Source organism: Pseudobythopirellula maris (assembly GCF_007859945.1).
Classification (GTDB): Bacteria; Planctomycetota; Planctomycetia; order Pirellulales; family Lacipirellulaceae; genus Pseudobythopirellula; species Pseudobythopirellula maris.
Genome location: NZ_SJPQ01000001.1, coordinates 1,740,587 through 1,760,715 on the forward strand (window position 1 = coordinate 1,740,587; position 20,129 = coordinate 1,760,715).

Annotated in this window: 17 protein-coding genes; 7 read left to right on the forward strand and 10 right to left on the reverse strand. The window is 66.9% G+C overall.

From position 1 onward, the window contains the following. Nucleotides 1–94 precede the first annotated feature (94 nt). The 3 genes from rlmN to epmB form a co-directional block, all read right to left on the reverse strand. Complete coding sequence (gene rlmN / locus Mal64_RS06460; protein ID WP_146398192.1) at nucleotides 95–1,177, reverse strand: 23S rRNA (adenine(2503)-C(2))-methyltransferase RlmN; 1,083 nt, start codon at nucleotides 1,175–1,177, stop codon at nucleotides 95–97. Next, on the reverse strand, nucleotides 1,177–1,938 hold the full coding sequence (locus tag Mal64_RS06465; protein WP_146398194.1) for a hypothetical protein: 762 nt from the start codon (nucleotides 1,936–1,938) through the stop codon (nucleotides 1,177–1,179). Before Mal64_RS06465 ends, rlmN begins: the two co-directional genes overlap by 1 nt. 82 nt (nucleotides 1,939–2,020) lie before the next feature. Further along, nucleotides 2,021–3,181, reverse strand: coding sequence for an EF-P beta-lysylation protein EpmB (gene epmB / locus Mal64_RS06470; protein ID WP_231993595.1), 1,161 nt, complete (start codon nucleotides 3,179–3,181; stop codon nucleotides 2,021–2,023). 25 nt (nucleotides 3,182–3,206) lie between these two features. Here epmB and efp point away from each other — a divergent pair, with 25 nt between their 5' ends. The 4 genes from efp (at nucleotide 3,207) to epmA (ending at nucleotide 7,626) form a co-directional block, all read left to right on the forward strand. After that, nucleotides 3,207–3,776 carry an elongation factor P gene (gene efp, locus Mal64_RS06475; RefSeq protein WP_146398198.1) on the forward strand — a complete coding sequence of 190 codons (570 nt, stop codon included), beginning with the start codon at nucleotides 3,207–3,209 and terminating at the stop codon, nucleotides 3,774–3,776. 164 nt (nucleotides 3,777–3,940) lie between these two features. Continuing rightward, nucleotides 3,941–4,543 (forward strand): LemA family protein, encoded by a 603-nt coding sequence (locus Mal64_RS06480; RefSeq protein WP_146398200.1) that lies wholly within the window; start codon nucleotides 3,941–3,943, stop codon nucleotides 4,541–4,543. Nucleotides 4,544–4,663: 120 nt separating this feature from the next. Next, nucleotides 4,664–6,631: a M48 family metallopeptidase gene (locus Mal64_RS06485; RefSeq protein ID WP_146398202.1), complete on the forward strand. Its 1,968-nt coding sequence runs from the start codon at nucleotides 4,664–4,666 to the stop codon at nucleotides 6,629–6,631. Then, entirely contained in the window at nucleotides 6,631–7,626 is a 996-nt protein-coding gene (gene epmA, locus Mal64_RS06490; RefSeq protein WP_146398204.1) for an EF-P lysine aminoacylase EpmA, read from the forward strand. Before Mal64_RS06485 ends, epmA begins: the two co-directional genes overlap by 1 nt. A 3-nt stretch (nucleotides 7,627–7,629) precedes the next feature. On the opposite strand, the gene Mal64_RS06495 is transcribed toward epmA, so the two are convergent. After that, on the reverse strand, nucleotides 7,630–8,619 hold the full coding sequence (locus Mal64_RS06495; RefSeq protein ID WP_146398206.1) for a hypothetical protein: 990 nt from the start codon (nucleotides 8,617–8,619) through the stop codon (nucleotides 7,630–7,632). A gap of 159 nt (nucleotides 8,620–8,778) precedes the next feature. Here Mal64_RS06495 and Mal64_RS06500 point away from each other — a divergent pair, with 159 nt between their 5' ends. Then, entirely contained in the window at nucleotides 8,779–9,783 is a 1,005-nt protein-coding gene (locus Mal64_RS06500; RefSeq protein WP_146398208.1) for a sugar phosphate isomerase/epimerase family protein, read from the forward strand. A 269-nt stretch (nucleotides 9,784–10,052) separates the two neighbouring features. On the opposite strand, the gene Mal64_RS06505 is transcribed toward Mal64_RS06500, so the two are convergent. Further along, nucleotides 10,053–11,504 carry a catalase gene (locus Mal64_RS06505; protein WP_146398210.1) on the reverse strand — a complete coding sequence of 484 codons (1,452 nt, stop codon included), beginning with the start codon at nucleotides 11,502–11,504 and terminating at the stop codon, nucleotides 10,053–10,055. Between the two features lie 398 nt (nucleotides 11,505–11,902). Here Mal64_RS06505 and Mal64_RS06510 point away from each other — a divergent pair, with 398 nt between their 5' ends. Then, on the forward strand, nucleotides 11,903–13,030 hold the full coding sequence (locus Mal64_RS06510; protein WP_197525507.1) for an endonuclease/exonuclease/phosphatase family protein: 1,128 nt from the start codon (nucleotides 11,903–11,905) through the stop codon (nucleotides 13,028–13,030). Between the two features lie 383 nt (nucleotides 13,031–13,413). On the opposite strand, the gene Mal64_RS06515 is transcribed toward Mal64_RS06510, so the two are convergent. From Mal64_RS06515 to Mal64_RS06530, 4 genes are all read right to left on the reverse strand, one after another. Then, the gene (locus Mal64_RS06515) at nucleotides 13,414–14,112 is read right to left on the reverse strand and encodes a CPBP family intramembrane glutamic endopeptidase (RefSeq protein WP_197525508.1); all 699 of its coding nucleotides are present in this window, start codon (nucleotides 14,110–14,112) and stop codon (nucleotides 13,414–13,416) included. A gap of 239 nt (nucleotides 14,113–14,351) precedes the next feature. Then, nucleotides 14,352–14,885: a dihydrofolate reductase gene (locus tag Mal64_RS06520; RefSeq protein ID WP_146398217.1), complete on the reverse strand. Its 534-nt coding sequence runs from the start codon at nucleotides 14,883–14,885 to the stop codon at nucleotides 14,352–14,354. Nucleotides 14,886–15,124: 239 nt separating this feature from the next. After that, nucleotides 15,125–15,919: a thymidylate synthase gene (locus Mal64_RS06525; RefSeq protein WP_146398219.1), complete on the reverse strand. Its 795-nt coding sequence runs from the start codon at nucleotides 15,917–15,919 to the stop codon at nucleotides 15,125–15,127. 107 nt (nucleotides 15,920–16,026) lie between these two features. Further along, nucleotides 16,027–16,287, reverse strand: coding sequence for a hypothetical protein (locus tag Mal64_RS06530; protein ID WP_146398221.1), 261 nt, complete (start codon nucleotides 16,285–16,287; stop codon nucleotides 16,027–16,029). Between the two features lie 228 nt (nucleotides 16,288–16,515). Here Mal64_RS06530 and Mal64_RS20145 point away from each other — a divergent pair, with 228 nt between their 5' ends. After that, nucleotides 16,516–16,836: a P-II family nitrogen regulator gene (locus Mal64_RS20145; protein ID WP_146398223.1), complete on the forward strand. Its 321-nt coding sequence runs from the start codon at nucleotides 16,516–16,518 to the stop codon at nucleotides 16,834–16,836. A 33-nt stretch (nucleotides 16,837–16,869) separates the two neighbouring features. Here the strand turns inward: Mal64_RS20145 and Mal64_RS06540 are convergent, their stop codons facing one another. Next, nucleotides 16,870–20,040, reverse strand: coding sequence for a [protein-PII] uridylyltransferase family protein (locus Mal64_RS06540; protein WP_146398225.1), 3,171 nt, complete (start codon nucleotides 20,038–20,040; stop codon nucleotides 16,870–16,872). Nucleotides 20,041–20,129: the final 89 nt, after the last annotated feature.

Below are 20,129 nucleotides of genomic sequence, written 5' to 3' on the forward strand. Positions count from 1 at the left end.
CAATACGGAAACCGTTGCCAGAGGTTTGAGCGAGCGCCGTAGTCGGGAGGGGACAGAAATTTATCCCCCTCCCCACCAAGGGGAGGGAGTGCGTTCAGTCCCGCAGCACCGCCAGCTGCTTGGCCACCGCGCGATTCTCGCCACGCACCAGCTGCCCGCAGGCGGCCTCGATGTCGGCGCCCATCGAGTAGCGGATCGTCGTCGGGTGGCCGGCCGCTTTGAGCACGTCGGCGAACGCCTTGCGGGTCGCCTCGCTCGAGCCCGAGAGGTGGGGCGCCGCCTCCACGCGGTTGTACGGGATCAAGTTCACGTGGACCCGCAGCCCATCGAGCCACGTAGCAAGCTCGTGGGCCTCTTCCGGCGAGTCGTTCACGCCCGCTAGCATCAAGTGCTCGATCATCACGCCGGTCCGCTCGGGCTGCACGCGGTTGAGCTCGGCGATCGTATCACGCAGCTCACCCAAGGGCGCCTTCCGGGCCAACGGAATAATCCGCTCGCGCGTTTCTTGCCGCACGGCGTGCAGGCTTAGCGCCTGGTTCACCGCCGGGAACCGCTCGGCCAGCCGCAGCATGCCCGCGGGCAAGCCGACCGTGCTCACGAGCACCCGGCTCGGTGGGTGGTCGAAGATCGCGGGATCGGTCAGCGATTGGATCGTCTCGTGCAGCGCGGCCTCGTTGTGGAGCGGCTCGCCCATGCCCATGAACACGAGGTTCCGCACCCGCCGGCCTTCGTCGCGTAGCAGCTCGTTGGCCTGGACCATTTGGTCGAGGATCTCGGCCGCCGAGAGCGAGTGCGCCATGCCCATCCGGCCGGTGGCGCAGAAGTCGCACTTCGCGGCGCAGCCGACCTGCGACGAGACGCAGAGCGCCACCCGCCCCGTCCCCGCACGCAGCACGACCGACTCGACCAGGAACCCCTCGTCGGTCTTGAAGATCAGCTTCGTGGCGCCGTCGAGGTCGGAGTCGAGCCGCCGGTCGAGTGTGAGCGCGTGCGGCCTAACGCGCGTGGCGAACGCCTCGCGCGCGGTCGGCGGCAGCTCGGCGAGCGCCGCCTCGGCGCCGAGCGACTTCTTGAAGAAGGCGATCCGCCAACGGCGCACCAACCCCGGCTCGACGCGCAGCTCCTTGCGGAGCCGCTCGAGGGCCGAGGCGTCGTGAATGGCGATCGGATCTGGCATCACTCTTGGTCCGCCTTGAGATTCGGCATCAGTACTTTCCTCAGCAGCCAGACCACACTAACAGCAGCCGTCCCCATAAGGCAGAGGAGGAAGATTTGGACGCTCCCCGCGGTTCGTGATTCGATGATCTCACCTGTTGTGACATCGAATCGGAAGGAGTCTCCCCAATTTGTCTCAAGCAAGTAGTTCCCCGATGGGTCGTCGAGAGCGGCGTCGACGACGGTCACTCGTGCCACTCCCGTGAACAGCGCGAGCACTTCCCGCCCGAGATATCCAGTCAACAGTTCGCTTTCGTCGTACGCGGCGAGCAATTGACCGTTGGCGAAGAACTCAACTGCGCGCCCCCGTTCGGATATGCTATCGGAATCCCAATTCAAGAACGCGACGACCAAGTGGACGCCGTCGCTTGAGACATAAACTTCTTTAGGGGTGGGGAGGTAATGAATCGGCCAGATCAAGACGGTTGATCCGTCGTTGCGGTACAAGCCGCTATTCGGGTAACGCTTCTCCAAGGCTCGCTGAGCCAATCGGGTTCGCTTTTTACCGGACATCGCATCTTGTTGTTCAGCCGATGCAGCGTTTTCGTCGAGCCTTTCTCTTTCCCCATCTGGAGTCAGAATAACCAGCAGGTACTTTCCATCTGGCGAAGGAATGGCTTGCGATTCGTACTCCGAGAGACCGGCGGACGCACACGAGGCGTGCAGAAGAAAAACCGCTGCTAGACAGGTTGGGCTTGATGTGAGAAGGGGTGCTTTGGACATCAAAGGTTCCATAACCTTGACCAAGCTTAGTCGGGACTGCTTGAACCTTGACCAAGCTTAGTCGGGACTGCTTGCCCAACGATCAGGTCAAGACGGTCTTGTGCGGTTCGCCGGCGATCTCTTGCACGTACTTCGGAATTAGGTAACCCGGCAGCCGGCGGCGGAGTTCGGCAACGATCGCCCTGCCCCGCTCGACCGGAACCTCAAAGTGCGCCGCCCCCGCCACGCGGTCGAGCTGGTGCAGGTAGTAGGGCGTCACGCCCACCTCGACCAGCCGCTCGCACAGCGCGGCTTGGGCGTCGGCTGTGTCATTCACGCCGCGCAGCAGCACCGACTGGTTGAGCAACAGCACGCCCGCCGAGCGGAGCCGGACGATCGCCTCGACGGCCGCGCCCGCCAACTCGTTGGCGTGGTTGGCGTGCAGCACCACAACGGGCGCCAGTCGCGAGCCGGTGAGCCAGCCGAGCATCGCGTCGGTCACCCGCTCGGGCAGCACGATCGGCAACCGGGTGTGAATGCGCAGCCGCTTGAGGTGGGGGATCGCGGCGAGCCGCGCCGCCAGCTCGGCGAGGGTGGCGTCGACCAGCGTGAGCGGGTCGCCCCCGCTGAGGATCGCCTCGTGGATCGAGTCGTCGGCGGCGATCGCCTCGAGCGCCGGCCGCCACGCCTCGACGCCCTTGGGCGCCAGGCCGTAAGGAAAGTGGCGGCGGAAGCAGTAGCGGCAGTGGACCGCGCAGGCGCCGGTCGTCACCAAGAGCGCCCGGCCCTCGTATTTTTGCAGAAGCCCCGGCGTGAGCTCGGCCGCGGAGTCACCGACCGGGTCGGCGGCAAACCCCTCGACGATGTCGGTTTCCTCGCCCAGCGGCAGCACCTGCCGCAGCAGCGGGTCGTTCGGGTCGCCTGGCCGCATCCGATCGATGTAGCTGCGCGGCGCGAGCAGCGGGAACCCGGCCGCCGCGGCGGCCCCCCTCTCGGCGAGGGGCCCCGCCAGCGTTTCCTCCAGCCCCAGCAGCCGGCAGAGCTCGGCCGGGTCGCGGACGGCGTCGCGCAGGGCGGCCCGCCAGCCGTCGGGGCGTGCTTCGGCAGGCGCCGCGAGCTCCGGATCGGGCGTGGGCTGGGGGCGGACAGGCGTCGTGGGCTGGGCTAGAATCTCGTTTCCTCTATTGGCAGACCCGAAATCGGTGGGCCCCTGCGGGCCGTCGGGGGGCGACGCCCCTCCCACCGAGTTTATTCCGTCCCTCACAACGAAGCGAGATCCAGGCGTGGGAATGATCAGCACAAGCGACTTCCGCAAGGGCATGAAGGTGCAGATCGACGGCACGCCGTTCGTTTGCGTCGAGATGAACTTCCGCAAGCCGGGCAAGGGCGCCGCTCTTTACGAGTGCAAGATGAAGAACCTCTTGCGCGACACCGTGACGGACCGCACCTACCGCGCGGGCCAAACGCTCGAGGAGGCGGACATCATGGAGTTCACCGCCCAGTTCCTCTACAAGCAAGTCGACACGTTCGTGTTCATGAACAACCAGGACTACGAGCAGTACGAGCTCACCGCCGAGCAGGTGGGAGACGTCGGCAAGTTCCTCAAGGAGAACATGGACTGCCAGGTCATGACGTTCGACAACAACCCGATCGGCGTGGCCGCCCCCAACCACGTGGTGCTGCAAGTCGAGTGGGCCGAGCCGGCCCCCAAGGGCAACACCGCCACCGGCGTCAGCAAGCCGGTCAAGCTCGAGACCGGCGCCGAGATCCTCGCCCCGGCCTTCATCAACGAGGGCGACTGGCTGCGAGTCGACACCCGCACCGGCGAGTACGTCGAACGGACCACCGCGCCGGAGTAAGACCGTGGCGAGCCGTAAGCGGTAGCGCCCGGAGCGGCCAGGAGCACGCAACGGCATGCCAGCCGCTCCGGGCGCTAACGCTTACGGCTGGCCAAAACAAAGCCAAGATATCGCCCCCGGCGACGAATAACGCCTGAACCCTTCCCCGAGCACTGGAGTCCGTCATGACGCCTTGGTTGATCGCCCTATTGGTTCTCGGCGCCGTTGGCGTGTTTCTGCTGATGTTCGGCGTCGGCATCTACAACCAGCTGGTGAAGCTCAAGAACCGCTTCCAAAACGCCTTCTCGCAGATCGAAGTGCAGCTGCAGCGGCGCTACGACTTGATCCCTAATCTTGTCGAAGTGGCCAAGGGCTACATGAGCCACGAGCGCGAGACGCTCGAGGCCGTGATCACCGCCCGCAACCAGGCGGCCGGCGCCCTGGCCGCCGCCAAGGCCAACCCGGGCGACGCCAAGGCGATGCAGAATCTGGCCGGCGCCGAGAGCGGCTTGGGCGCGGTGCTCGGCCGGCTGTTCGCCGTCAGCGAGGCCTACCCGGACCTCAAGGCGAACCAGAACATGATGCAGCTCACCGAGGAGATGACCTCCACGGAGAACAAGGTCGCGTTCGCCCGCCAGGCGTACAACGACGCCGTGACGCACTACAACACTTACAAGCAAACGTTCCCGCCGATCTTCTTCGCCGGCCTCTTCGGCCACGGCGCCGACGCCGAGCTCTTGGACTTCGACGACGCGAAGATCAACGAGGCCCCGAAGGTGAGCTTCTGACGAATGCGGATTTCGGATTGCGGAATGCGGATTGAAAGCGCCGCACGCCTGGCGCCGCAGTCCGAGCCTGCTCATCGCGTCAGCGCGTGATTCCGCAATCCGAAATCCGAAATCCATCCCATGTCCACCGACTTCTTCGAACGACAGGACCGCGCCCGCAAGAGCACGGCTTGGCTCGTCGGGATGTTCCTCGTGGCCACGGTGTTGATCGTGGCGGCGGTCGTCGGGGCGACCTATTACGGCATGCTCGCCGCGCACGACATGAACCGCGCGCTCCACGGCAAGCCTTACCCGTGGCAGGTCCCCGTGGGCGCCGGCGTCGGGGCGTTGCTGCTGATCGTCTTGGGCACGCTCTACAAGGTGCTCGCCCTCCGCGCGGGGGGCGGCACGAGCGTCGCCGAGTCGCTCGGCGGACGCCGCGTTTACCCCGACGCCACCGACCCCACCGCCCGCAAGCTGCTCAACGTGGTCGAGGAGATGGCGCTCGCCTCGGGCACGCCGGTGCCGCCGGTCTTCCTGTTGGAGGAGCCCGGCATCAACGCCTTCGCCGCCGGCTACTCTTCGAGCGACGCGGTGGTCGGCGTCACCCGCGGCTGCGCCGAGTCGCTCTCGCGCGACGAGCTGCAGGGCGTTATCGCCCACGAGTTCTCGCACATCCTCAACGGCGACATGCGGATGAGCATCCGCATGATCGGTATCCTGCACGGCATCCTGCTGCTGGGGCTGATCGGCCGGATCCTCTTGCGGCTGGTCTTCCACGGCGGCGGCATGAGCTCGCGCCGCAACGACAGCGGCAACGGCGGCGGGGGCTCCGCGATCATCGCCGTGATCGCCGGCGGCGTGGCGCTGGTGGTGATCGGCTCGATCGGCAGCCTGATGGGCGGGCTGATCAAGGCGGCCGTCTCCCGCCAGCGTGAATACCTGGCCGACGCCTCGGCCGTGCAGTTCACGCGCAACCCGAGCGGCATCGGCGGCGCGCTCAAACGGATCGGCGGCGCCCAGCGGGCCTCGCGATTGCGCCATCCTCGCGCGTCGGAGATGAGCCACATGTACTTCGCCCAGGGCGTGTGGGAGGGGTTCTCCAGCCTGATGGCGACCCACCCGCCCCTCGGCAAGCGGATCCGGGCGATCGAACCCGAGTGGGACGGCAAGTTCGGCGAGCCGGTCGGCGCCCGCTACCCGGAAGCGGTCGGCGCCGCTGTCGGCGGCAAGGCGGCCGGCTTCGCGGGCGCTGCTAGCGACACCGTGCCGGTGGCCGTTGTCGACGAGGCGTGGAACCAGGTGGGCGAACCGCTCGAGGCGCATCGGCAATACGCCACCGAGCTGATCGCCGCCATCCCCGAAACGCTGCTCGCCTCGGCCCGCTCTCCCTACTCGGCCCGGGCGCTCGTTTACGCGATGCTGCTCGACCGCGACGCCGCGACACGCGCCGCCCAGCTCGCCAGCCTCGATGGCTTGGCCCGGCCCGACGTGATCCAACTAGCCGAGCGGCTCTCATCCGACGTCGATCGGCTCGAGGCCCGCAAGCGGCTGCCGCTTGTCGACCTCTGCCTGCCGGCGCTCAGAGCGATGTCCTCGCCGCAGTACCAGCGCTTCATGCGGGCCTTCAAGTCGCTCGTCGAAGCCGACCAGCGGATCGCGCTGTTCGAGTGGACGCTCGGCCAAGTGCTGATGCGGCACCTGAGGCCGCAGTTCGAGAGGGTCCCCTCGCCAAGGATCGACTACTTCGCTCTTGGCCGCATGCAGGGCCCGTGCAACGTGTTGCTGTCGACCCTCGCCCACGCCGGCCACTCGCCTAGCCAAGCGCAAATGGCGTTCGACGCCGCCGCCCGCAACCTGCCGTCGATCAACGGTTTGGAGCTGCTCCCGCGTGAGCAGTGCAACCTCCGCGAGCTGGAAGACGCGCTCGCCACGCTGCGCCGCGTGGAGGCCCGCCACCGCGGCCGGGTGGTCGACGCCTGCGCGGCGGCAATCTGCGCCGACAACGAGGTGAAGGTGGCCGAGGCCGAGTTGCTGCGTGGCGTGTCGGACCTGCTCGATTGCCCCATGCCGCCGCTGCTGGCCGGCCAACCGGTGGGCGAGGCGTGATGAACCTCGAATCCCTGCGCAGCCGCGCCGCGCTGCTCCACCTGCTGCGCGGTTTCTTCCGCGACCGCGGCTTCCTCGAAGTCGAAACCCCGCTCGTCTCAACCGCGGCGATCCCCGAGCGGCACATCGACCTTTACCAGGTCACGGATCTAAAGAGGGATAGCCCACCGCCCACGGACGCCGGACCCGACGATCCCACCCCGTCGGCGAAAGCGACCGCGTACCTGCAAGCCTCGCCCGAGATGCACCACAAGCGGCTGCTCTGCGAGGGCGCCGGCCCGATCTTCGAGGCGACGCGATCGTTCCGCGCCGGCGAGCATGGCGACCAGCACTCGCCCGAGTTCACCATCGTCGAATGGTACCGCCCCGGCGACGACCTGACGGCGGCCATGGACCTGGTCGACGACCTCATGCAAGAGCTGCTCGGCGCGCCGCCCGCCAAGCGCACGACCTACCGCGAGGCGTTTATCGAGGCGGTCGGCGTCGACCCCCACGCCGCCACGACCGACGAGCTGAGGTCGCTCGCCGAGGATTCGCTCTTCTCCCCGCCCGAGTTGCTGGAACTCGACGACCGCGACGAGTGGCTCAACCTGCTGCTGGCGACCGACGTCGAGAAGACGCTGGGCCAAGAGGCGCCGGAGATGCTCTACCACTACCCGGCGAGCCAATCGGCCCTGGCGGCGACCACGACCGACGAGCTGGGCGCCGTGGTGGCCGAGCGCTTCGAGCTCTACTGGCGCGGCCTGGAACTGGCCAACGGCTACCACGAGCTGACCGACCCGGAGGAGCTGCGCCGCCGCTTGGAGCGGGCCAACGAGCAGCGTGAGGCCGACGGCAAGTCCCGCCTACCGCTGCCCGAGCGGCTGCTCGCAGCGATGACCGATCCCGGTCTGCCGCCCTGTGCGGGGGTGGCGCTCGGCTTCGATCGACTCGTGATGCTCGCGACGGATGCACAGCGAATCAGCGACGTGCGTGTCGTTGATGGCGAGCCGTGAGCGTCAGCGCCCGATCCACAGGAACGCCGTCCCCGCCTCGTCGACGCGCAGCCGCGACTTGAGCCGGGCCTGGAACACGAGCTTGTCGATCAGCCGCTTGTAGTAGGTTCGCTTGCGTTCGAACCGAACCTGGGTCGACGCCGGGTCGACGCCCGCCTCGGCGATCGAGGCGTGGTCCCAGTAGACCGGCAGGCCGCCGAGCCGCGGTGTGATCGCATCCAGGGCCTCGGTCAGCGTGAAGCCCTCAACCTCGACGCTGAGGAACTCGAACAGCACGGGCGCCGTTTCGCGGGGGCTCGCCGGCGGGTCGTACCCCACCGGCCACGAGTCGGCGACGTCGCCCGCCACCGCGACGCGCAGCCGCACCTCGCCTCCGCGTGGGTGCTCGGGCGTGAGCGCCAGGCCGTCGCGGGCCAGCATCACGGCGAGCGCCGCCCCCACGGTGAGCGGCTCCAAATCCTCGGCCAGCGGGCCGGCGTTGTTGAGCGTGCGCTCGGCCGCCCGGTCGATCTCCAGCGCGATCGGCAGCCGGTCGCGCACGCGCTCCACCACCGCCCGTGGCGGCTGGTCCTTCGTGGCGAATCCGAGCGGCTCGCTGAGCGCATCGTAAGCTGTGCGGAATTGCTTCTCGGTGAGATCGAACCGCCCACGCGGGGCCTCGACACCCTCGGCGCCATCTTTGGCGACTCGGTCAAAGTAGTCGGCAAGGGCCGCGCGGTCGCGCTGGCGGAACTTGCCGCCGGGCAGCAGCAGGTCGCCACGGCGCGTGAGCACCCCCACCACGCGACGGCTCCCGCCGAGCTCTTCGAGCCGCGGCCGCTCGCCGGCGCGCATGCCGCGGATCCGCACGCCGGTCTGGCCGATCTCGGCGAAGAGTTGCAGCCACTTTTGGGGCGCGGTAACGTTCAGGCCCGGCTCGGTGGCGATCTCGACCGACACCGGCGCAGCCGCCGCCACGCCCGCTAAGGCGGCGACGGTTATTCCGATTAGCATGAGTCTCTTCATACCCCAAGCATAGCACCGGGGGAGAATGACGAATAACGAAGCCCGAATGACGAGAAAGTCCGCTCCTTTTCGTCATTCTGAATTCGTCATTTAGCCCCGCGTTCTGCTTATTCAGCCAATCTCGCCCTCCCTATCGAGGATCTCCCCATGCCGCGTCTCGTCACGCTTTTTACCGGCCAGTGGGCCGACCTGCCGCTCGAGGAACTGGCGCCCAAGGCGGCCGAATTCGGCTACCAGGGGCTCGAGCTCGCCTGCTGGGGCGACCACTTCGAGGTCGACAAGGCGCTCGAGGACCCCAATTACGTGAATGACAAGCGGGCGCTGCTGGACCGCTACGACCTGGAGTGCCACGCGATCTCGAACCACCTGGCCGGCCAGGCCGTGTGCGACCGGATCGACGAGCGGCACCAGTCGATCCTGCCGCCCCACGTGTGGGGCGACGGCGAGCCCGACGGCGTCAACGCCCGGGCCATTGAGGAGATGAAGAACACCGCCCGCGCCGCGCAGAAGTTTGGCGTCTCGGTCGTGAACGGCTTTACGGGCTCAAGCATCTGGCCGCTGCTCTACTCGTTCCCGCCGGTCCCCGAGTCGATGATCGACGCCGGCTACCAAGAGTTCGCCGACCGTTGGAACCCGATCCTCGACGTGTTCGACGAGTGCGGCGTGCGGTTCGGCCTGGAGGTGCACCCCACGGAGATCGCGTTCGACCTGTTCACGGCCGAGCTCGCGTTGCAGGCCGTCGATCACCGCGAGGCGTTCGGCTTCAACTTCGACCCGAGCCACCTGATCTGGCAGGGGGTCGACCCGGTGGAGTTCATCCGCGCGTTCCCCGACCGGCAGTACCATGTCCACATGAAGGACGCGATCGTCACGCTCAACGGCCGCAGCGGCATCCTGTCGAGCCACATGAACTTTGGCGACCCGCGGCGCGGCTGGGACTTCCGTTCGCTCGGCCGCGGCGGGGTGAACTTCGAAGAGATCATCCGGGCGCTCAACGTGATCCAATACGACGGCCCGCTCTCGGTCGAGTGGGAAGACAGCGGCATGGACCGCGAGCAAGGCGCCACCGAGGCGGCCGCGTTCGTCAAGCAGATCGACTTCCAGCCGAGCAGCGTGGCGTTCGACGCCGCGATGTCCGAGCAAGGAGGCTGAGTTCGTGTGTACCCAAGGAAGGGAACCACGAAAGTACAAAGCAACGACGACGGTCCAAAGAAGCCTAGCAAATGGGGGGGGTGGCGGGGGCGCACCGCGAAGCGGAAGCCCCCGTGCGGTGGAGACACGCCCCGGCTGGCTCGGGGGCTTCCCTGACGGGAGCGCCCCCGCCACCCTTTGATTGCTGCGCGCTAATGGCGCTACGGCTCGCCCCGCCTCTCCCTGAATTCCCGCGAGCAGAGAGGAGGGGGTCCGAAGCGACGCGCGGCTCAGCCCTGCACGCCCTTGGCGATGCGGTCGCCGATCGTCTTGTCGATGTTGCGCCAGTACTCGAAGGCGCGGCTGAGCACCGGCTCGCTGACGCCCGCCTTCAGGTGGCCGGTGACGTTCGAGACGAGCCGGTCGCGTTCGGCGTCGTTCATCACTTTGTTGACGAGCGTGTTGGCCTGGCCCCAGTCGTCGTCCTCGGCGTGCAGGGTGTAGGCCGAGCGGACGAAGTCGCCGCTGGCGGCCCAGGTGGCGTCTTCGGGGTAACGCTCGCCGTCGGCCGCCGGGCCCCCCTTGGAGTTGGGCGCGTAGACCGGGTCCGTGACGTTGTCCACACGCATCGCCCCGTCCTTGCTGTAGCTGTGGACCGGCGACTGCGGCCGGTTCACCGGGATCTGCTTGTAGTTCACCCCGAGCCGCGCGCGGTGGGCGTCGGAGTAGGCGAACAGGCGGCCGAGCAGCATCTTGTCGGGGCTCGGTCCGACGCCCGGCACGAGGTTGTTCGGCTCGAACGCCGCCTGCTCGATCTCCGTGTGGAAGTCGGTCGGGTTGCGGGTGAGTGTGAGCTTGCCGAGCTCCTGCAGCGGGTAGTCGGCGTGCGGCCACACCTTCGTGAGGTCGAACGGGTTGAAGCGGTAGCCCTCGGCCTCGGCGAACGGCATGATCTGTATCTTCAGCGTCCAGCTGGGGTGGTCGCCCCGCCCGATCGCGTCGAACAGGTCACGGCGGTGGTAGTCGGCGTCCTCGCCGGCGATCCGTTCGGCGTCCGACTGGGTGAGGAAGTCGATCCCCTGGTCGGTCTTGAAGTGGTACTTCACCCAGAACTTCTCGCCCCCGGCGTTCACCCACAGGTAGGTGTGGCTGGAGTAGCCGTTCATGTGCCGCCAGTTCTTGGGGATGCCGCGGTCGCCCATCAGCCAGGTGACCTGGTGGGCCGATTCGGGAGACAACGTCCAGAAGTCCCACTGCATGTCGTGGTCGCGCAGGCCGTTGTCGGCGCGGCGTTTCTGCGAGCGGATGAAGTGCTGGAACTTCATCGGGTCGCGGAGGAAGAACACGGGGGTGTTGTTCCCCACCATGTCGTAGTTGCCCTCGGACGTGTAGAACTTCAGCGCGAAGCCGCGCGGGTCGCGCCACGTGTCGGGCGATCCGCGTTCGCCGGCCACGGTGGAGAAGCGGATCAGCGTGTCGGTCTTCGTTCCTGGCTGGAAGACGGCCGCCTTGGTGAAGGCGCTCAGGTCGTGCGTGACCTCGAAGTGGCCGAACGCCCCGGAGCCCTTGGCGTGCGGCTGCCGCTCGGCGATCCGCTCGCGGTTGAAGTTGGCCATCTGCTCGATCAGGTAATGATCTTGCAGCAGGATCGGGCCGTCGGGGCCGACGGTGAGCGAGTGCTCGTCGCTGGCGACGGGGATGCCGGCGTCGGTGGTGGTTGGCTTGCGTCCTTCGCTTGACATGGCTCAGCCTCTTTCGATGCACGGGAAAAGATCCGCGGCAGCCGAACGGGTGCGCCAGAGCGGTCTGGCTCGCCGATCGAATGCAACGGATGGTTGGAGAAGAGATGGCGGCCGCCGCCACGGCCGCGAGCATTGTAAGACGGACGAAGCCTGCTTGTCACGCGCACTTTGGCGATTCGCCCAACAGATTGCCTCGCGATTGGCTGGAACGATTGCCTAAGACTATGGCGGTCTAGAAGCGGAGCCAATCGACGGGACGCATTCGCGCGTAGCTGCTAGATCTCTCGGCTAGTTTCAGGCGTGCGGTCGTAGAACTTCAAAGCGCTCTCAGCGAACCCGTGAGCGGCGGGGCATGGCGCGGTATGCTACGGGCTTCTCGATCTCCCAGGGCGTACCCGATGCTCGACAAGACTCTCCGGTGGTCGGCCTGGCTAGTGCTCGGCTTGCTCACGTTGCTGACGCTCCTGCCGCTAGCGCCTTCGGGCGAGTGGTGGGTGCGGATCTGGGACTTCCCACGCGTCCAGATCGCCGCGCTGTTGCTGCTCCCGCTCGGAGCCGCGTTTTTTCACGCGTGGAGAAGCGGCCGTCGGCGACAGCACGCCGTGGTTTTGTCGCTCGTGCTCGCTGTGGCCCTCTGGCAACTGTGGCAGGTCGCCCCGTTCACGCCGCTCTGGCCGACCGAGACCCCCAGCGCCGAAGCGGCGGGCGATCCGGCTCTCAAGCTGCTCACCGCCAATCTCAAATACGACAACGACCGCCACGCCGAGACGCTCGCGATGATCCGGCGACTCGACGCCGACCTCGTTTTACTGATGGAGGTCGACGACGCGTGGGCCGAAGCCCTGCGGCCGCTCGACGGGGACTACCCGCACCGGCAGGGCGTCGTGCGCGGCGAGGGGCTCGGCATCGTGCTCTGGTCGCGATTCCCCCTGCTCGATTCGGAGGTCAGGCATCTGGTGAGCGAGCGCCGCCCCTCGGTGTTCGCCACGGTCGACGCGCCCGGCATCGGGCCGGTGCGGTTCGTCGGCGTCCACCCCACGCCGCCAGGCCTGCGGGACCGCGGCGCCCCCAGCGGCGGGAACGAGGAGCGTCGCGACAGCCGGGTGCGCGACGCCGAGCTGGTGCTCGTCGCCCGCGAGGTGAGCAGCGACCCCGACCAGCGGTGGATAGTCACCGGCGATTTCAACGACGTGGCGTGGTCGCACACCACGCGGTTGTTCCAAGACCTGAGCGACCTGAAGGACCCCCGCCGCGGGCGTTGGCTGATGAACACCTACCACGCCCACTGGCCGGTCTGGCGGTTCCCGATCGACCACGTTTTTGTGTCCGAGGGGTGGCGTCTCGTGGCGATGGACCGGGTGGCGACTCCCGGCTCGGACCACTTCGCGATCACGGCTCAGTTCAACGCGGCGGCCAAGGACGACGCGCGCCCCTCCGCCTCGAACGACGACAAAGAAGAAGCCGAGGAGCTGGTGGCCGAGGGCAAAGAAGACGCCGCCGAGCAGGAGACGGCCGCCGGGAAATGAGCGGGGGTCCGCTATACGGACCGACACAAGCGTGTAGGCCGGAACAAGTGGCGCGGCGAATCCACAATAGCGTGAGACTTACTGCCGCGCGTTTCCGGCAGAATCATACGGGACGCTCGTTGCCGGCGCGGCGGTTGAGCCGAGTGTTATCACACCGCTTGATCCGGCCTACGTGCTTTGTGGAGCCTCCTACACAGGTAAGTACAAAAGTGTGACCCTCCGGAGCAGCTTAGCGGCCTGGCGCCCCCAGCAGAGGCATCGCGGCGGCAGGGTCAGCCGAACTCTCTGCTGACCCTGCCGCCTTTGTACTTAGCAGCCGGGCCGAATCAGCGTCGAAGTTTCACTCCGACGCACATCAGACGACCGAAACGTTTTCAGGCCACCTATGTTCTGAATGCTGTCAGAACGTGAAGTACGATGTCGACAGCGAAGTGGCCGATCATTGCTGCGATTAGACTACGTCGCCAGTAGAGCCAGCCGAACAGCAGTCCAACGAGTGTGTTCCCTAAGACTGTGGCAACGATGCCAACGGGTGAAGCCGCTTCATACGACGCAAGTTGGGGCAGGTGTATCGCTCCAAACGCTATGGCCGAAATAACGATGGCCGACCATCCGATGGCCGCGTCGACGTCATCTCGCCGATACAGATACACTAATGCCCTTGCAAGGATAGTCATCACGCCGAGACGCAGCCAGACTTCCTCTCCAATGGCGGCCCCAATCGAAACCAGCAGTCCTCCCAAAGGACCTCGGTGGCCAAGCTCTGGCATCTCTGGCGGGAGAAATGGCTGATGTACGTATCTAATCAAGACCAACAGGGCGCCGAGACCTAGTCCCAGACAAAGGGCCAGTCTGGCATCGAGAAATAGCTGTTTTCCCGAGCCTGGCTTGCGATTGAGCAGGTCCGTCAATAGCGGAGCCCCAAGGCCGACGTTTTGCCCTAGGATGAGCCCTAACGTCGCTAGTGGAATAGTGACCACGCACAACACCAGTACGCTTGGAGCTAAAGCAGGTAAGAAACTGCCGTCGATTGTGTAGGCCAAACTGCTGAGTTGTGCGGCCAGAGTGAGAGACAGCAGCACCAAGAGTGGAAGTATGATTGTTCGCACTGACGCTGTATAGCGTTCATTCGGAGAGCACATCTAGTCTGGCTGTGCCTTAGAGTTGGGAGTGGTAACAGAGGTGCTTGACTTGCCTACTCTGTATTCGTCAGCGAAGCGAAAATCTTTGCGACTTCCGTCAAAGCTCTCGAAGATGGCATCATCGACGAATCCACGTCGGCTTCATCGTCCTGTGCATGACTGCATCAAGTAGGGCCCGCTCATTTCCGCAGCCAGGTCTCGAACGTGAAGGCGTGGTCGTTCTTCGCGTCGGCCGGCTGCCAGAGCGACTCGGCGAGGCGCCACGCGCTCTCGTCGAAACGCGGGAAGAAGGCGTCGCCCTCCAGCTCGACGTGGATGCGGGTGAGCAGCAGGCGGTCGGCGCGCGGCAGGGCCATCTCGAAGATCTGCCCGCCGCCTGTGACCATCGCCACGTCGGGGTTCATCCCCAACTCGGCGCCCCAGGTGGCGACCAGCTCGAGCGCTTGATCGAGATCGGCGGCGACGCGGACGCGATCCTCACCGGCGCTCCAGTCGGTGTTGCGAGTGAGCACGACCGTCGCCCGCCCGGGGAGCGGCTCGCCGATCGCCTCGTACGACTTGCGGCCCATCACGAGCGTGTGGCCGAGGGTCTCGCGCTTGAAGCGGCGGAGGTCGGTCGACTGGCGCCACGGCAGGTCGCCGTCGCGGCCGATGACGTCGTTGTCGCTGGCGGCGGCGACGAAAGCGATTTTTGGGGTTTTTGATTCGGGCATGCCCATGATTTTCCCTTCCCTCGTGGGAGAGGGCTAGGGTGGGGGGCTTCGCCCCCCTGTAGGGATCGCCCTCTGTGGCGATCCCCGCCCCGGGCACACGCACTCATCGCATCGTGTGGCGGCATACGGGGCGGTAGTGCGCCGGTGAAAACGCAACGGGCGTTGGGGCGCGTGTGCCCGGGGCTGGAACGCCGCAGAGGGCGTTCCCTACAGGGCCTGGGGAAGGAGCCTGGATCGCCCTAAACCGCCACGGTCGCTTTGATGTGCGGGTGGGGGTCGTAGTTCTCGATCGTGAAATCGTCGTACACGAAGTCGTCGATCGACTTGCGATCGGGATTGATGCGCATCGTCGGCAGCGGCCGCGGCTCGCGGGTGAGCTGCAGCTCGGCCTGCTCGAGGTGGTTGTCGTACAGGTGGGCGTCGCCCAGCGTGTGGACGAACTCGCCCGGCTCGAGGCCCGTCACCTGGGCGACCATCATCGTCAGCAGCGCGTAACTGGCGATGTTGAAGGGGACGCCCAAGAACACGTCGGCCGAACGCTGGTAAAGCTGGCAGCTGAGCCGTCCCTCGGCCACGTAGAACTGGAACAGCAGGTGGCACGGCGGCAGCGCCATGCGTGGCACGTCGGCGATGTTCCATGCGCTAACGATGAGGCGCCGCGAGTCGGGGTTCGTCTTGATCTGGTCAATGACTTCGGCGATCTGGTCGATCGACTCGCCGCCGGGCGCCGCCCAGCTGCGCCACTGCTTGCCGTAGACCGGGCCGAGCTCGCCGTTCTCATCGGCCCACTCGTCCCAGATCCGCACGCCGTTCTCTTTGAGGTAACGGGTGTTCGTGTCGCCGGCGAGGAACCAGAGCAGCTCGTGGACGATCGACTTGAGGTGCAACTTCTTGGTCGTCACGAGCGGGAACCCCTCGGCCAGGTCGAACCGCATCTGGGCGCCGAACACGCTGCGCGTGCCGGTGCCGGTGCGGTCGCCCTTGGGGGCGCCGCGGTCGAGCACGTGGCGGAGAAGATTGAGGTATTGCTGCATAGGAATGGGAAGAAGGTGGTGGGCAATGACCAAACCCGAATGCCGAATGACGAACAAAGATTAAGGCGTCTCGTCACCGTGGCGTTTCGTCATTCGTCATTCTCCCGTCACTTCGCCATCAGCTCCTCGACCAGCTTGGCCAGCAGCGCCGGGTCGTCCTGCTTGCGCAGGTGGGCGATGCGGTCTGGTTTGACGCCGACCTTGTCTAACGCCTTCTCGATGTACTCCCACTGCTTCTCACGCTTCTTGCCCTCGGACAGGTAGAGCTCGGTGACCAGCTCCTGCAGCCGCTGCAGGCCCGAGGCCTCGCGGTTGTCGTAGAAGTTCTTGATGATCTTCTGCTGGTGCTTGCTGTACTGCTTTTCCATGCCGTGGCGCCGTGTCCGTGGGGTGCGATGCGGCGGGCGGGGCCCGCGAAAAAAGCCCGCGGCGGCCAAAGTGGCCCGCCCGGGCAGGAGGGAGACAAGCGTATCGCGAGGGCGGGTGAGTTTCAATCGGAGTTGGGGTCAGGGTACACTGGGGATCGCTCGTGGCGCTCCGCGGACCGTGGGTCCGCGGCTATCCCCCCCCTTGGCCTCTCACCTCTCGCCTCTCTCGTGAAGCAGGTTGTTGCGATCGTTAAGCCGTTTCTCGTGGAGAAGATCCTCGAGGGGCTCCGCCGCGCGCCGCTCGAGGCGCTCTGGGTCGCCGAGGTGAAGGGCTACGGCAAGCAGAAGAGCTACCTCGACCAGTACGGCGACAGCGAGTACTCCGAGGCGTTTCTGCCGAAGGTCGAGATCACGATGTTCGTCGAAAACCTGCGACTGGGCGAGGTGCTGGCAAAGCTGGTGGAGATCTCCCGCACCGGCCGGATGGGCGACGGCAAGATCTTCGTCACCGACGCCGAGCCGTACGAGCGCGTGGTGAACATCGAGTGATCGCCGCACGACCAGGTGGGCGAGTGGGCGGCCTCAGCGGGCGGCCGAAGCCATCAGCCGGTTGAACCGCTCACGTGTTTCGTGCAGCAGTTCGAGCACCTCGCGTTTGAGCTCCTCGGCGCTGTGGTTGCCGAGTAAAAACGCCAGCCGGCGTTGCTCCACCGCTTCGGTGGGGAACTCGTGGCGTCCGACCGAGTTCATCAGCCGGATCCGCGCCTCGACGTTGCGCAGCGTGCGGTAGCTGCCGCGGAAGAAGGCGGCGTCGTCGGCGCCGAGGTAGCCGCCGCGTTCCAGGGCCGAGAGCGCGTCGATCGTGCCGGGCACCCGCACCGTGGGGTCGTCGCCGCCGTGGCGGAGCTGGAGTGTCTGGACCAGGAACTCCGTGTCGACCGTGCCGCCGGGGCCGCGTTTGAGGTTGTGCTCGCTGGCCGACGCCTCGAGCCGCCTGCGCATGTCGCGGATCTCGTCGGCGTGCTCGCTCCGCCACGCCGGTCCGTAGGCCGACCGCGCGAGCGAGTCCTCGGCCATCGTCGCCGCCCGCGGCGAGCCGAAGAGCACGCGGCCCTTGCAGAGCGCCTGGCGCTCCCACAGCTGGCCGGGGCCCGTATCGTAATAGCGATCGAACGCGCCGAGCGATACGGCCAACGAGCCGCTGCGCCCGGTGGGTCGGAGCCGCGGATCGACCTCGTACAGCCGCCCGTTGGGGCCCATCTGGCTGGCGACCTTGATGATCCGCTGGCCGAGCTCGCTGAAGAAGTGGCCGTTGGTCGTGGTCTCGCTGCGGCGTCGGGCGCGCGTCATGCCCTCCGCCTCGTACAGGAAGACGATGTCGAGGTCGCTGTGGTAGTTCGGCTCGCGGCCGCCGAACTTGCCGAGCGCCAGCACGATCAGCTCGCACGGCTCGCCCACGCGTTCGCCGAAACGGGCCTCGTGCCGGAGGGCCTCTTCGCCGCTCATGCCCGAGGGCGACGGCCCGATGCGCGGCTCGCCGTATTTCTCCACCAGCGCGGCGTGCTCGCGGCGGACGATCTGCTTCAGGCAGCTCTCGGCCGTGTCGGACAGCGCCGCGTGGGTGTCGCGCACGTCGTCCTTGCCGAGGATGTCACGCACGCCGACCCGCAGGTGCTGGGCGCTCTGGAAGCTGTGCAAGATCGGGTCGAGGTCTTCGGCGCCGCGGGTCAGATCGTCGAGCGCGCTGTCGAGCATCGCGAGCGTGGGGAGCTTGCTGACAAGCAGGCTGTCCATCAGCTCGTCGATCATGCCCGGGTTGCTGGTGAGGATGCCCGACAGGTAAGGGCACGCCGCGCACAGCCTGACGTACAGGTCGAGCGACGGGCGGTTCTGGTGCAACAGCTCCCACAACGCCGCCTTGCCGCCGAGCGAGTCGCTCACCCGGCTGAGCGTGGTGAGCGTGGCGTCGGGCTCGGGGCTCTCGGCGATCGCGGCGAGCAGCCGGGGGGCGATCGAGGCGAGGAAGTGCCGGCTGCGGCGGGTCGACAGGAAGCGGATCTTCTCGGTCGCCAGGTCCATCAGGTTGTCGTAGGCGGCCGGCACGTCGTCGAACGGGTAGCGGCCCAAGACCTTGGCGATCCGCTCGGGCTCGGGCGCCGGGTCGTTCACCAGGTCGACCTCCGGCTCCTGGGCCGCCTCGTCGCCGAAGGCGTCGTGCAGCAGGTGGTCGAGGATCTTGCGGTTCTCGTCGGTCCGCTGCTTGTAGTCGGCGCGGAACGCCTCGAGCGGCGTCTGGTGGGGCGTGGCGACGAACCCCATGCGGATCGCCACCTTGTGCTGTTCCTCGTCGCTCGAGGGAATCGTGTGCGTCTGCAGGTCGAGCATGATCTGCAAGCGGTGCTCTAGCCGACGCAGGAAGATGTAGTTTTGTTCGAGCAGCGTGCGTTCCTGGTTCGTGAGGCAGCCGCTCTTCTCCAAGAGGCCGATCGCCTCGAGCGTGTTGCCGGTGCGCAGCTCGGGCTGCGAGCCGCCGTTCAGGAGCTGCAAGAACTGGATCACGAACTCGATGTCGCGCAGCCCCCCCTGCCCCGTCTTCACGTTGCTGTAGTTCGCCCCCTCGTTGTGGGCGCGGCGTTCGATGCGACGCTTGAGCGCCTTGACGCCCGCGATGTCGGTCTGGCTCAGGTAGCGGCGGTAGACCCACGGCTTGATGGCGGCCAAGAGCTCGCCGCCGAGCTCGGCGTCGCCGGCGATCGGGCGGGCCTTGATCAGCGCCTGCCGCTCCCAGGTGCGGCCCTTCGTGTCGTAGTAGGCGAGCATCGCCTCGAGGCTCATCGCCAGCGGCCCGCGCGAGCCCTCGGGCCGCAGCCGCATGTCGACCCGGTAGCACGGGCCGGCGCCGCTCGACTCGCTCAAGAGGCGGATCAGGTCCTTCGACAGCCGGTCGTAATACTCGGTGACGTGGATCGCGCGGGTCTTGTCGGCGTGCCCCTCGGCGTCGTAGAGGAACACGAGGTCGATGTCGCTCGAGTAGTTGAGCTCCACCCCGCCGAGCTTGCCGAGCGCGAGCACACAGAACCGCGGCGGGCGGCCGTAGCGGCCACGGGGGGCGCCGTGCTTCTCTTCGAGCTCGCGCCGCAAGAACGCCAGGGCGGCCTCTACGATCGCGTCGGCCAGGTACGAGATCTGCTCGGCGACCGCTTCGACCGACTGCCCGCGGACGATGTCGCCAAAGGCGATGCGGACCGTCTCGCGTCGCTTGGCGCGGCGCAGGGCGTCCGACACCTCGCCTTTGCCCCGCAGGCCGGCGGACTCGCTCAGCAGGCTCTCGACCAGCGCCCGCCGCGTCGACGGCCGGCCCTGGCTCTCGAGCAGCAAGGCGTAGCAACGCGGGTCGCTCACCAAGGCGTCGCCCAGGTGCTTGCTCGCGGCGAACAGCTGCAAGAGCGGCGTCAGCGCGTCGGCGCCCGTGGGGTCTTCACGCAGCAGGTCGGTCGCCGACACCCGGCCTCGGTGGGCATCGAAAAAACGCTCGAGCGTGGTCCAGGCCAGTTCGGGGTCGGCCAGCGTTGGGGCGGCGGCGGTGAAGCGCTTGCAAATCTCCGCCAGCTGATCGTCACCCACGCCCGCCTGCGCGAGTCGACTTAGATCGACCGCCCCCTCCGGATCGCCGGGGATCCGCATCTCGGATCCGCCCGTGCGGCCGCGTTCGTGAGACGCGTCGAGCGAACGACGCTTGAGCAGAGGGTCCATGTTCCGGCGAGTAGGGGCTTCGGGCAGACGGAGAGACGGCCTGGGTGACCGCCGGAGTGTCCGCCCAACCCGCGGCGCGTCGTGTTTTT

What these genes read in the sequence shown, in the direction of transcription:
- rlmN (WP_146398192.1), bottom strand. Translation starts at nt 1,177, where the DNA reads ATGCCAGATCCGATCGCCATTCACGACGCCTCGGCCCTCGAGCGGCTC.
- Mal64_RS06465 (WP_146398194.1), bottom strand. Translation starts at nt 1,938, where the DNA reads ATGTCCAAAGCACCCCTTCTCACATCAAGCCCAACCTGTCTAGCAGCG.
- efp (WP_146398198.1), top strand. Translation starts at nt 3,207, where the DNA reads ATGATCAGCACAAGCGACTTCCGCAAGGGCATGAAGGTGCAGATCGAC.
- Mal64_RS06480 (WP_146398200.1), top strand. Translation starts at nt 3,941, where the DNA reads ATGACGCCTTGGTTGATCGCCCTATTGGTTCTCGGCGCCGTTGGCGTG.
- Mal64_RS06485 (WP_146398202.1), top strand. Translation starts at nt 4,664, where the DNA reads ATGTCCACCGACTTCTTCGAACGACAGGACCGCGCCCGCAAGAGCACG.
- epmA (WP_146398204.1), top strand. Translation starts at nt 6,631, where the DNA reads ATGAACCTCGAATCCCTGCGCAGCCGCGCCGCGCTGCTCCACCTGCTG.
- Mal64_RS06495 (WP_146398206.1), bottom strand. Translation starts at nt 8,619, where the DNA reads ATGCTAATCGGAATAACCGTCGCCGCCTTAGCGGGCGTGGCGGCGGCT.
- Mal64_RS06500 (WP_146398208.1), top strand. Translation starts at nt 8,779, where the DNA reads ATGCCGCGTCTCGTCACGCTTTTTACCGGCCAGTGGGCCGACCTGCCG.
- Mal64_RS06505 (WP_146398210.1), bottom strand. Translation starts at nt 11,504, where the DNA reads ATGTCAAGCGAAGGACGCAAGCCAACCACCACCGACGCCGGCATCCCC.
- Mal64_RS06510 (WP_197525507.1), top strand. Translation starts at nt 11,903, where the DNA reads ATGCTCGACAAGACTCTCCGGTGGTCGGCCTGGCTAGTGCTCGGCTTG.
- Mal64_RS06520 (WP_146398217.1), bottom strand. Translation starts at nt 14,885, where the DNA reads ATGCCCGAATCAAAAACCCCAAAAATCGCTTTCGTCGCCGCCGCCAGC.
- Mal64_RS06525 (WP_146398219.1), bottom strand. Translation starts at nt 15,919, where the DNA reads ATGCAGCAATACCTCAATCTTCTCCGCCACGTGCTCGACCGCGGCGCC.
- Mal64_RS06530 (WP_146398221.1), bottom strand. Translation starts at nt 16,287, where the DNA reads ATGGAAAAGCAGTACAGCAAGCACCAGCAGAAGATCATCAAGAACTTC.
- Mal64_RS06540 (WP_146398225.1), bottom strand. Translation starts at nt 20,040, where the DNA reads ATGGACCCTCTGCTCAAGCGTCGTTCGCTCGACGCGTCTCACGAACGC.